Source organism: Cryobacterium sp. RTC2.1, assembly GCF_035018685.1.
GTDB classification, from domain to species: domain Bacteria; phylum Actinomycetota; class Actinomycetes; order Actinomycetales; family Microbacteriaceae; genus Cryobacterium; species Cryobacterium glucosi.
On sequence record NZ_JASJXJ010000128.1, the window covers coordinates 1 to 11,836 of the forward strand.

Sequence of the window (11,836 nt, forward strand, 5' to 3'; positions counted from 1 at the left end):
CGTCCGAGCCGTCCTGGCTCTCGACGTGCAGGGCGCGCTTTCCCCGGTCGGCACCGACGAAGCTCGCGACGAAGTCGTCGGCCGGGTTGGCGAGGATCTCGGCCGGGGTGCCGAGCTGGGCGATCCGGCCGCCCTCCCGCAGGATGGCGATCTGGTCGCCGAGCAGGAACGCCTCGTCGATGTCGTGCGTCACGAACACGACGGTCTTGCCGAGCTCGTGCTGCAGCCGGATGAGCTCCTGCTGCAGCTCCGCGCGCACGATCGGGTCGACGGCGCCGAAGGGCTCGTCCATCAGGAGGATATTGGGATCGACGGCGAGGCCGCGGGCAACGCCGACGCGCTGTTGCTGGCCGCCGGAAAGCTGGCTCGGGTACCGGTCGGCGATGGCGCGGTCGAGCCCGACGGTGTCCAGCAGGCGCAGCGCATCCGCCCGCGCCGTCCTGCGCGGCACACCACGCAGAAGGGGCACGGTCGCGACGTTGTCGACGACGGTGCGGTGCGGGAGCAGTCCCGAATTCTGCATCACGTAGCCGATGCTGCGCCGCAGCTTCACGGGTTCGAGGGACGCGACGGAGACGCCGTCGATCTCGATCGTGCCGGACGTCGGATCGACCATGCGGTTGATCATCCGCAGCAGGGTGGTCTTCCCGGAGCCGGAGGATCCGACGAGCACGGTCGTGCGGTGCGAGGGAACCGTGAGGCTGAAGTCGTCGACCGCAAGGGTGCCGTCCGGGAATTCTTTCGTCACCGATCGGAACTCAATCATGGAAGTGGCCCATTCCTCGCTTGATGTCGAATCAACACGTGCCAGCGATCTCCCACCCAATCAGGAAAGCCGCCGGATGCCAAGCTCTACTCAGCAGATTCCAAGACTGGGACTGCTGCACCGTCCTGCTCGAGTTCCTCGCCGTAGTAGCCCGCCAGGTATACCGCGATGACCCGCCTCGCCTCCGCGATGTATCGCTCGTCGCCCAGGACGTTGGACTGGAACCCTCTCGACAGGACCGCTGCGGCCATCTCGACCATGACCTCAAGCCGGAACAGCAGATCCGGCCCGTACGGGAGGCCGAACCGCTCGGAGAGAGCGATTGCGAGCTGGCCGGCCAGGAAGCCGACCTCGATCCCGTCGGCCGGGCTCGCCGAGCTGATCGGAAGCCGTTCCCTGTCGGCGAAGTGCATGATGCGGAAGCCCGGTTCGGTCCGGTACATCTCGACGAAGGCCGTGATGGCGCAGTCGATGGTCTCCCAGGCGGTCTTCGGGTCTGCAAGCTTGATTTCCCTGGCGACGCGGAGTCGATATCGCTGAATGGCCCGCTCACGCAGGGCATGCAGTACTGCGACCCGGTCCGGGTAGTAGCGGTACACGGTTCCGATCGATGCCCCCGCGCGTTCAGCCACCATCGCGGTCGTGATCCGGTCGAAGCCGACCTCGTCGACGACGACGGCAGCGGCATCGAGCAGGCCGGACAGGCGTGCCGTGCTGCGCTGCTGGATGGGTTCGATCCGGACCTGTGCGCCGGCCTCAACGATGTCCCCCTCGAAAAGGTCACTCACTGACACTTGTCCTCCTTGAAGTAGGACCCAATCCTACGGGTCTTGTCCCCCCGGCGATGCCAAACGGGTCGCGGCACGACTGGATCCTCCCGAAAGGGGCGGCACATGACAAACTAGGAGGCGTGCCGAAGCCTTCCAGAACAACGAATGCGGGCCGACCTGCGAAAATGATGCATCGCGCAGCCCGGATCGAAGACTGGATGCACGAACGTCGCGAGCGTAGCGCCCGCAAACGCGGTTATCTGCCCACGGTCATCCCGTACGCGGGATACGGAAGCACCGAATGGGTGCGGATTCTCTGCCGGGTTCTGCTGGCCAAGCCGGCTCGGACCAAGAAGGCCGTCACGCGCAGACGCTGGCGAGCCGAACGGCGCGAGGCCGGCATCCGCGGTTGGCGCAGTTTCACCGCGGTTCCCGTGCACGACGTCACCGTCACGATCGAGATCAACGGCTTCAGCCACCGCGTGAGCGCCGACCGCGGCGGCGTCGTCGACACGGTCATCCGGCTGCCGCTCACGCCGGGCTGGCAGGTCGCCCGACTCAGCACGGATGCCTCGGCACCCGTCGATGCGCCGCTCTTCATCGTCGCTCCGCTCGTCGATCGCGGCATCATCTCCGACGTCGACGACACGGTGATGGTCACGACCCTCCCCCGGCCGTTGCTCGCCGCCTGGAACACGTTCGTGCTCGACGAACACGCGAGGGTGCCCACCCCCGGCATGGCCGTACTCCTGGACCGTCTCACCGCGGCGGCGCCGGGGTCCCCGGTGATCTACCTGTCGACGGGCGCCTGGAATGTCGCGCCGACCCTGACCCGGTTCCTCTCCCGTAACCTCTACCCCGCCGGCGCGTTGCTGCTCACCGACTGGGGCCCCACCCACGACCGGTGGTTCCGCAGCGGCACCGACCACAAGCGCGCCAACCTGCGTCGCCTGGCCCTGGAGTTTCCCGGGATCCGCTGGATCCTGGTCGGGGACGATGGCCAGCACGACGAGGACATCTACAGCGAGTTCCAGCGCGAGTTCCCCGGCAGCGTCGAGGCCGTCGCCATTCGCGAGCTCTCCCCGAGCGAGGCGGTTCTCGCCGGACGACGGGCAAAGGATGCCGCCCTCGAGTCCACGGACCCCCGCTGGGTCTACGGGCCGGACGGTGCGAGCCTCGCCAGGCAACTCGTAGCGCTCGGAGTCCTCGCGCCGGGCGCACCGCTCATCTGAGCGATCGGCGGATGCCCGCGCACCTCGCACCGGCCGCTGACGTCAGGCGGGGAGGTTACGCGCGGAGCCGGTCGAGGCCGCGGTTGACCTGGCGCGCCCAGAGCGGGCCACGGTACAGGAACGCCGTGTAGCCCTGGACGAGGGTCGCCCCGGCATCGAGCCGCTCGGCGACGTCGGCGGCGGTGTCGATTCCTCCGACGGAAATCACGCAGAGGCCGGCGGGAACGCTCGCGCGGATCAGGCGCAGTACCGCGAGCGAGCGGGCCCGGAGTGGGGCCCCCGACAGGCCGCCGGCTCCGATGGCCTCGATCCTGGCGGCATCCGTCGAGAGACCCTCGCGTGAAATGGTCGTGTTGGTCGCGATGATGCCGTCGAGGCCGAGCCGCACGACGAGTTCGGCGATGCGGGTGACTTCCTCGTCGCGAAGGTCAGGGGCGATCTTGACGAGCAGGGGGGTGCTCCCGGACGCCGCCCGGACGGCGGTGAGAAGCGGGGCCAGCTGGTCGAGTTCCTGCAGGCCGCGGAGGCCGGGGGTGTTCGGCGAGCTCACGTTGACGACGAGGTAGTCGGCGAGGGGCGCGAGGGCCCTGGCGCTCACGAGATAGTCGCTCGTGGCGTCGTCCACCGCGGTCGCGCGGCTCTTGCCGATGTTGATGCCGAGCACCGGCCGTCCAGCGATCGAACCCACCCGGGCGAGGCGCACTGCTGCCGCTGCAGCGCCCTGGTTGTTGAAGCCCATCCTGTTGATCACGGCGCGGTCGGGGACCAGCCGGAACAGCCGCGGTTTCGGGTTTCCCGGCTGCGGCAGCGCCGTGATCGTGCCGACCTCGACGTGGCCGAAACCGAGGCGGCCCAGGCCGATCACGGCGAGGCCGTCCTTGTCGAAGCCTGCGGCGACGCCGAACGGGGAATCGAAGCGCAAGCCGAGGGTGTGCACGGCCTGGTCGGTTCTCGGCCGGGTGAACGCATGGACAAGCCGCCCGATGCCCCGGCTCGGAATGAGACGGATCACCGTGAAGGCGAGGTGGTGTGCGCGCTCGGGGTCGAGCCGCGCGAGCACGTGCCGGAAGAAGAAGGGGTACACCGGCTACAGTTCGGGCTCGTCGCCGAGGGCCCCGTTGCGGAGACTCTCCTCGTGTTCACTGCGGAGCTGGTCGATGGCGCTCTCGAAGTCTTCGAGGGAGTCGAACGCGCGGTACACACTCGCGAAGCGGAGGTAGGCGACCTCGTCGAGTTCACGCAGCGGCGGCAGGATCGCGAGGCCGACGTCGTTCGCGGCGACCTGGGAGGCACCCGTCTGGCGGATGGTCTCCTCGACGCGCTGGGCGAGGAGGGCGAGGTCGGAGTCCGTCACCGGCCGCCCCTGGCAGGCCTTGCGGACACCGGTGACGATCTTGTCCCTGCTGAACGGTTCGACGACGCCGCTGCGCTTGACGATGTTGAGGCTCGCGGTCTCCGTCGTGCTGAACCGGCGACCGCATTCGGGGCACTGGCGACGGCGACGGATGGAAAGTCCGTCGTCGCTCGTGCGCGAGTCGATGACTCGGGAGTCCGGGTGGCGGCAGAACGGGCAGAACATTGTGCTGCCAGCCTAGCGCCCCTTTCCGGGGGATTCGCCGTCGCCCGGGCGCGTCGCGCCACACCCTCGCCCCGACGCCCTGACCGATTCGACGGGCGCTCGGTCTGAAACACCCCGGAACGGCACTCCCCCGTGGCTTCCGGACACAATCTCCGTCGAATCGGTTCGGGTCAGGCGAAGCGGGCGGTCACGGCCGCGCCGTGCGCGGGGAGATCCTCGGCGTCCGACAGCGCCGCGATATTGGCGGCGACACCGCGGAGTGCGTCCCTGCTGTACTCGACGACCTGCTGCGGGCGGAGGAACGTGTACGCCCCGAGGCCGGACGAGAACCGGGCCTGGCCGCCGGTCGGCAACACGTGGTTGGAGCCCGCTGAGTAGTCGCCGAGGCTCACCGGTGAGTTCGGGCCGAGGAAGATGGCCCCGGCGTTCTCGATGAGCGCGAGTTCGACGTGCGGGTCCCTGGTCTGGATCTCGAGGTGCTCCGGCCCGAAGGCGTTGCTGAATGCGGCGGCGGCGGCGAGGTCGTCGACGAGCACGATCGCGGACTGGGTTCCGGAGAGCGAGGCGGTCACCCGCTCACCGTGAGGGGTTGTCACCGCGAGCACGGCGAGTCGCGCGGTGACGGCATCCGCGAGCTCGACCGAATCGGTGACGAGCACGGCGGCCGCGAGTTCGTCGTGCTCGGCCTGGCTGACCAGGTCGGCCGCGACGAGGAGCGGGTCTGCGCCGGAGTCGGCGATCACGAGGATGTCGGTGGGGCCGGCTTCCGCGTCGATGCCGGTGACGCCTCGGACGAGCCGCTTGGCGGCGGCGACGTAGACGTTGCCGGGGCCGGTGACGAGCTGGACGGGGTCGAGGCCGAGGCTCGGCACCCCGTATGCGAACGCGCCGACAGCGCCGGCGCCGCCCATGGCGTAGATCTCGGTGACGCCGAGGAGCCCGGCGACGGCGAGGATGGTCGGGTGCACGCGTCCGCCGAACGCCTGCTGCGGCGGTGAGGCGAGCGCGATCGAGCTGACCCCGGCGACCTGCGCGGGCACGACGTTCATCACGACGCTCGAAGGGTAGACGGCCTTGCCGCCCGGCACGTAGAGGCCCACGCGACGGATAGGCTGCCACCGCTGGGTGATCACGGCTCCTTCGTCGATGGTCGTGGTCACGTGCGGCGGCACCTGGGCCTCGCTCGCGAGCCTGACCCGCCGGATGGTCTCCTCGATGGCGATGCGCACTTCGGGCGAGAGCCCGGCCAGGGCGTCGGCGATGTCGCCGGCCGGGACCCGGAGCGCGTCAGGGCGCACCCGGTCGAGCCGTTCGGCCTGGTCGTAGAGCGCCGCCTCGCCGCGCGCGCGGACGTCGGAGATGAGCTCGGCGGCCACGGCGCTCGCGGCGGTCACATCGGTGACGGCGCGCGGAATCGTGGCGAGCAGTTCGGCCGGCGTCGGCCGGGTGCCTCGTAGGTCAAGTCTCTGGATCATGTCTGACCAGCCTAGCCACCAACATCCATCACACGGGAATAGGGTGGCCTTCACAGACCTTGGGGCAAGTGACATGAACGAACTGAACGACATCCGCGAAACACCGACCGTTCCCCGGCTCGAGGGAGATCCGAACGCCCCTCTCGACCTCGCCGCGTTCAAGCAGGCGTTCCGGCGCCACGCCGCCGGTGTCGCGTGCGTGACGGCGCGCCAGACCGACGGAACCCCCGTCGGCTTCACGGCGACCTCACTTGCCTCGCTGTCGTCCGTGCCGCCGCTCGCGACCTTCAACATGGCCAGGACGGCAAGCTCCTGGCCGGCGATCGCCGAGACGGACCGCGTCGTCATCCACACCCTTGGCGCACGCAATCGCGCCCTCGCCGAGCGGATGAGCGGGCCGAACGCCCTGCGCTTCGCCGGTGACCACTGGCATGAGGGTCCGCACGGCCTGTTGGTGCTGAACGACGTGACGAGCTGGATGGTCGGCCACATCATCGAGCGGGTCTCTGTGCACAACGGCGCCGTGATCGTCGTCCAGATCGAGGAGGGCGGCCTCGGCGACGAAGACGAGGCGTTGCTCTACCACGAGCGGATGTACCGGGTGCCCGGACCGGAAGCGGCGCTCTGAGCCGAGGCGAACGACCCGTTGGCCGGGTCAGGCGTCGTCGCGTGTCGCGGCAGTGCGCTTGAGCGCGCGGAGTCGCTGGCGTTCTGCCTCGACGACCGCAGCCTCCTCCGGGGTCGGAGCCGCGCCGCCGAGATGGCGCGGCTGCCACCACTGGCCGGAACCGTCGACGGGATACCCGGCCTGGAGTTCGTCGACCATGGCCTGGAGGGTGTCGTGGAGCTGCGCGGTGAGCTCCTGGGCGTCGACGGCGGGGTCGAGCTCGAACGGCGCTCCCACGGAGAAGCGGATCGGCACCCGGTACGCCTCCCGCAGGGTGGGCTTGTGGTTCTTCGTCAGCAGCCGGTGGCCGCCCCAGACCGCGACAGGGATCACCGGGACGCCGGCCTCCCTCGCCATCCGGACCGCGCCGGACTTGAGCTCGCGCACGGTGAAGGAGGCGTTGACCCCGCCTTCCGGGAACACCCCGAGGAGTTCACCCGCGCGCAGGGCGGCCACGGCCTCGCCGTATGCTGCGGCCCCCGCCTGCATGTCGACGCTGATGTGGTGCATACCGCGCAGCAGCCAGCCGACGACGGGCTTGTCGAAGGCGCCCTTCTTGGCCATGAAGCGGATGTGCCTGCGGTTGTGCAGCCAGGCCTGCCATTCGACGAGGGCGAAGTCGGCATAGCCGAAGTGCGTGATCGCCAGGACGGCTCCCCCGGTATCGGGGAGGTTCTCGAAGCCGGTCGCCGCAGCCTTGAGCCGGAAGACCCCGAAGATGGCCCGGCCGGCCACGATGGCCGGGGTGTAGAACGGTTCGCTCGTGCGACGTGTCATGGTCCAAGGCTATTCCCGGGCGCATAGCCGACGGGCTATGCGCCCGGCGCGGCGGACGCGGCCGGCTCGGCTGGGACGGCGACCTCTAGCTGAGGCAGAACGGGCCGAGCAGGCTCTTGAGCTCGCCGAACAGGTCTGCGCTGATCGTGACCTGGTACGGCAGTTCGAAGACGCGGGCCGAATCGTTCTTGATCAGCTTGAGCCGCACCTCCGAGGAGCCACGGTGCCGGATCAGCACGTCGCCGAGCGCGGTGACGGTGTCGGTCGTCGCGCGCGCCTCTGCGAGGGTGATCGCGAGGGTGCCAGAGTCGCCGGTCTGTCCGAGGTCCGGCGCGAAGAGACTGTATGCGTGGATGTTCATGCCGTCGTCCCGGAGGCTCACCCGACCGCGCACCACGACGATCGAGTCGTTGATGAGCGCGGGCGCGAACTCCTGGTACGCCTTGCCCATGAACATCACGTCGATGTCGCCGCCGAAGTCCTCGACCTGGATGATGCCGTACTGGTTGCCGCTCTTCTTGGCGATCCGGTGCTGGACGCTCGTGATGAGGCCGGCGATCGTGACGGTGTCAGCGTCCTGGGTCTGCTCGGAGGCGAGCAGGTCGGCGATGGAGGTCGAGGCGTGTTTCGCGAGCGGGATCTCCAGGCCGGCGAGCGGATGGTCGGAGACGTAGAGGCCGAGCATGTCGCGTTCGAAGGCGAGTTTCTCCTTCTTGCTCCATTCCGGACGGTCCGGGACCTGTTCGGTCTCCTGCGGGTCGTCGAAGAGGCTGTCGAAGTCGAAGCCGACCATGCCGTGTTCCTCGTCGCGCTTGATCTTCACGGCGGACTCGACGGCGCCCTCGTGGATCTCGACCATGGCCCGGCGGGTCGCTCCGAGGGAGTCGAAGGCGCCGGCCTTGACGAGGGATTCGACCGTGCGCTTGTTGGCGACCTGGATCGGCACCTTGCGGAGGAAATCGTGGAAGGACTCGAAACGGCCCTTCTCGTCGCGCGAGGCGCGGATCGCATCGACGACGTTGAAGCCGACGTTGCGCACGGCGCCGAGCCCGAAGCGGATGTCCGGACCGACGGCCGCGAAATAGCCGATGGACTCGTTGACGTCCGGCGGGAGCACCTGGATGCCCATCCGGCGGCACTCGTTGAGATAGAGCGCGAGCTTGTCGCGGGAGTCGCCGACGCTCGTCAGCAGGGCCGCCATGTACTCGGCCGGGTAGTGCGCCTTGAGGTAGGCGGTCCAGTAGCTGACCACGCCGTACGCCGCGGAGTGCGCCTTGTTGAAGGCGTAGTCGGAGAACGGCAACAGGATGTCCCAGACGGTCTTCACCGCCTCCATGGAGTACCCGTTGGTCTTCATCCCGGCGGAGAACCCGGCGAATTGCTTGTCGAGCTCCGATTTCTTCTTCTTGCCCATGGCCCGGCGCAGCAGGTCGGCCTGGCCGAGCGAGAAGCCGGCGAGCTTCTGCGCGATCGACATGACCTGTTCCTGGTACACGATCAGGCCGTATGTGGTGCCGATGACGTCCTTGAGGGCTTCCTCGAGTTCGGGGTGGATCGGCACGATCTCCTGCTGCCCGGTCTTCCGCAGCGCGTAGTTGGTGTGCGAGTTCGCGCCCATGGGCCCCGGCCGGTAGAGCGCGATGACGGCGGAGATGTCCTCGAAGTTGTCGGGTTTCATCAGGCGGAGCAGTGCGCGCATCGGGCCACCGTCGAGCTGGAAGACGCCGAGGGTGTCACCGCGGGCGAGCAGCTCGTATGCGATGGGGTCGTCGAGGCCGAGGTCCTCGAGCACGGGCCGGTGGCCGCGGTTGACGGCGATGTTGTCGAGGGCGTCGTCGATGATCGTGAGGTTGCGGAGCCCGAGGAAGTCCATCTTGATCAGTCCGAGGGACTCGCACGCCGGGTAGTCGAACTGGGTGACGATCTGGCCGTCGGCCTCGCGCTTCATCACGGGCACGATGTCGATCAGCGGGTCTGACGACATGATCACGCCGGCCGCGTGCACGCCCCACTGGCGTTTCAGGTTCTCGAGGCCGAGCGCGGTGTCGAAGACCGTGCGGGCCTCGGCATCCGTCTCGATGATCGCGCGGAAGTCGACGGCCTCGCGGTAGCGCGGGTGGTCCTTGTCGAACATGCCGGTGAGCGGCATGTCCTTGCCCATGATCGGCTGCGGCATGGCCTTGGTGAGCTTGTCGCCCATCCCGAACGGGAAGCCGAGTACCCGGCTGGAGTCTTTCAGGGCCTGCTTGGCCTTGATGGTGCCGTAGGTGACGATCTGGGCGACGCGCTCGGAGCCGTACTTCTCGGTGACGTAGTGGATGACCTCGCCGCGGCGACGATCGTCGAAGTCGACGTCGAAGTCAGGCATGGAGACGCGGTCCGGGTTGAGGAACCGCTCGAAGATCAGGCCGTGCACGAGCGGGTCGAGGTCGGTGATGCCCATCGCGTACGCGACCATCGACCCGGCTCCCGATCCGCGCCCTGGGCCGACCCGGATGCCGTTCGTCTTGGACCACATGATGAAGTCCGCGACGACGAGGAAGTAGCCGGGGAAGCCCATCTGGGCGATGATGCCGACCTCGTAGTCTGCCCGGGTGCGCACCTCGGCGGGAATGCCGTTCGGGTACCGGCGGGCCAGGCCGAGCTCGGTCTCCTTGACGAACCAGCTTTCCTCGTTCTCACCCTCCGGGGTCGGGAAGCGCGGCATGTAGTTGGCCTGGGTGTCGAACTTCACCTCGCAGCGCTCGGCGATCAGGAGCGTGTTGTCGCAGGCTTCCGGGTTGTCGCGGAAGAGGTGCCGCATCTGGGCCGCGGTCTTGAGGTAGAACTCGTCTGAGTCGAACTTGAACCGGTTCGGGTCGTCGAGGGTCGACGCCGACTGCACGCACAGCAGGGCGGCGTGCGCCGTCGCATCGTGGGCGTGCGTGTAGTGCAGGTCGTTCGTGGCGACGAGCGGGAGGTTGAGCTCCTTGGCGAGGCGGAGCAGCTCGCTCATGGTGCGGCGCTCGATGTCGATGCCGTGGTCCATGATCTCGCAGAAGTAGTTCTCCGGTCCGAAGATGTCCCTCAGCTCCCCCGCAGCCTTCTTCGCCTCGTCGTACTGGCCGAGACGGAGGCGGGTCTGCACTTCGCCGCCGACGCAGCCGGTCGTGCCGATCAGGCCGTTCGAGAACTCGCTCAGCAGCTCGCGGTCCATGCGGGGCTTGAAGTAGTAGCCCTCGAGTGAGGCCTTCGTCGAGAGCCGGAAGAGGTTGTGCATGCCCGCGGTGTTCTCGGCGAGCAGCGTCATGTGCGTGTACGCGCCGCTGCCGCCGACATCGTCGCGGTTCTGGCCGCTCGTGCCCCATTTGACCCTGGTCTTGTCCCGCCGGTCGGTGCCGGGGGTGATGTAGGCCTCAGTACCGATGATGGGCTTTATGCCGGCGTCCGTCGCGGACTTCCAGAAGTCGAACGCGCCGAACATGTTGCCGTGGTCTGTGATGGCGACCGCGGGCATTCCCTGTTCGACGGCCTCTTTGATCAGCGGTTTGACCCGCGCGGCTCCGTCGAGCATGGAGTATTCGCTGTGCACATGCAGGTGCACGAAAGAATCATTCGATCCGTTCGCGCTAGTGGTATTCGACACGGATGCTCCGGTAGATGGTGTGTGGTGTTCCTGGCCTAGACATCCCTGAGCACGGTCAGGGCATGCTCGAGGTCCGCGGGGTATTCGGCGGAGAAGGTGACCCATTCCCGGGATTCCGGGTGGAAGAACGCAAGCTGTTTGGCGATCAGCCACTGCCGGGTGAGTCCCAGCCTGGCCGTGATCGAGGGGTCTGCACCGTACATGGCGTCGCCGACGCACGGATGCCGCTGGGCGGCCATGTGTACCCGGATCTGGTGGGTGCGTCCCGTCTCCAGGTGCACTTCGAGCAGGGACGCCGAGGGGAAGGCCTCGAGGGTCTCGTAGTGGGTGACCGAGTCTTTGCCGCCGGCGATGACCGCGAATTTCCAGTCGGAGCGCGGGTGCCTGCCGATGGGCGCGTCGATCGTGCCTGCACTCGGGTCGGGATGGCCCTGCACGACGGCATGGTAGATCTTCTCGACCTCGCGGTCGTGGAAGGCCTTCTTGAGGGCGACGTACGCCGTCTCCGACTTCGCGACGACCATGAGTCCGCTCGTGCCCACGTCGAGGCGATGCACGATGCCCGCGCGCTCCGAGGCCCCAGAGGTCGCGATCCGGTAGCCGCCGGCGGAGAGCGCGCCGAGAACCGTCGGGCCCGTCCAGCCGACGCTCGGGTGGGCCGCGACACCTGAGGGCTTGTTCACGACGACGATGCTCTCGTCGTCGTAGACGATCGTGAGGTCTGGGACCTCGATCGGAACGATTTCGAGAGCGTCCTTCGGTTGCCAGTTCACCTCGAGCCAGCTTCCCGCGTGCAGGCGGTCGGACTTGCCGACCACGACGCCGTCGATCGCGACACCGCCTGCCTCGGCGACCTCTGCGGCGAAGCTGCGGGAGAAACCGAGGAGTTTGGCGATGCCGGCGTCGACGCGAACGCCGGCGAGGCCGTCCGGAAGGGGGAGGGAG

10 protein-coding genes are annotated in these 11,836 nt (G+C 68.2%); 2 read left to right on the forward strand and 8 right to left on the reverse strand.

The window, feature by feature from the left end:
• Positions 1 to 766, reverse strand: a 766-nt coding sequence (locus tag QN357_RS14395) for an ABC transporter ATP-binding protein (RefSeq protein WP_323505091.1), incomplete at its 3' end; no start/stop codon positions are given.
• A gap of 86 nt (positions 767 to 852) precedes the next feature.
• A complete protein-coding gene (locus tag QN357_RS14400; RefSeq protein WP_241975252.1) occupies positions 853 to 1,554 on the reverse strand; it encodes a TetR/AcrR family transcriptional regulator in 702 nt (233 codons plus the stop codon).
• A 167-nt stretch (positions 1,555 to 1,721) separates the two neighbouring features.
• Here QN357_RS14400 and QN357_RS14405 point away from each other — a divergent pair, with 167 nt between their 5' ends.
• Positions 1,722 to 2,768 (forward strand): App1 family protein, encoded by a 1,047-nt coding sequence (locus tag QN357_RS14405; RefSeq protein WP_166787235.1) that lies wholly within the window; start codon positions 1,722 to 1,724, stop codon positions 2,766 to 2,768.
• A gap of 55 nt (positions 2,769 to 2,823) precedes the next feature.
• On the opposite strand, the gene QN357_RS14410 is transcribed toward QN357_RS14405, so the two are convergent.
• The 3 genes from QN357_RS14410 to hisD form a co-directional block, all read right to left on the reverse strand.
• Positions 2,824 to 3,852, reverse strand: coding sequence for a quinone-dependent dihydroorotate dehydrogenase (locus QN357_RS14410; RefSeq protein ID WP_322140788.1), 1,029 nt, complete (start codon positions 3,850 to 3,852; stop codon positions 2,824 to 2,826).
• Between the two features lie 3 nt (positions 3,853 to 3,855).
• Complete coding sequence (nrdR, locus tag QN357_RS14415) at positions 3,856 to 4,347, reverse strand: transcriptional regulator NrdR (RefSeq protein WP_322140787.1); 492 nt, start codon at positions 4,345 to 4,347, stop codon at positions 3,856 to 3,858.
• Positions 4,348 to 4,517: 170 nt separating this feature from the next.
• Positions 4,518 to 5,822 carry a histidinol dehydrogenase gene (gene hisD, locus QN357_RS14420; RefSeq protein WP_322135932.1) on the reverse strand — a complete coding sequence of 435 codons (1,305 nt, stop codon included), beginning with the start codon at positions 5,820 to 5,822 and terminating at the stop codon, positions 4,518 to 4,520.
• 73 nt (positions 5,823 to 5,895) lie between these two features.
• Between hisD and QN357_RS14425 the strand changes: the two genes are divergently transcribed.
• The gene (locus QN357_RS14425; RefSeq protein ID WP_322135933.1) at positions 5,896 to 6,450 is read left to right on the forward strand and encodes a flavin reductase family protein; all 555 of its coding nucleotides are present in this window, start codon (positions 5,896 to 5,898) and stop codon (positions 6,448 to 6,450) included.
• Positions 6,451 to 6,477: 27 nt separating this feature from the next.
• On the opposite strand, the gene QN357_RS14430 is transcribed toward QN357_RS14425, so the two are convergent.
• The 3 genes from QN357_RS14430 to QN357_RS14440 all read right to left on the reverse strand — a co-directional run.
• Positions 6,478 to 7,266 (reverse strand): lysophospholipid acyltransferase family protein, encoded by a 789-nt coding sequence (locus QN357_RS14430; RefSeq protein WP_134446085.1) that lies wholly within the window; start codon positions 7,264 to 7,266, stop codon positions 6,478 to 6,480.
• Positions 7,267 to 7,351: 85 nt separating this feature from the next.
• Positions 7,352 to 10,819, reverse strand: a complete 3,468-nt coding sequence (dnaE, locus tag QN357_RS14435) for a DNA polymerase III subunit alpha (RefSeq protein WP_416172975.1) — start codon at positions 10,817 to 10,819, stop codon at positions 7,352 to 7,354.
• Between the two features lie 107 nt (positions 10,820 to 10,926).
• Positions 10,927 to 11,836, reverse strand: a 910-nt coding sequence (locus QN357_RS14440; protein ID WP_323505093.1) for an RluA family pseudouridine synthase, incomplete at its 5' end; no start/stop codon positions are given.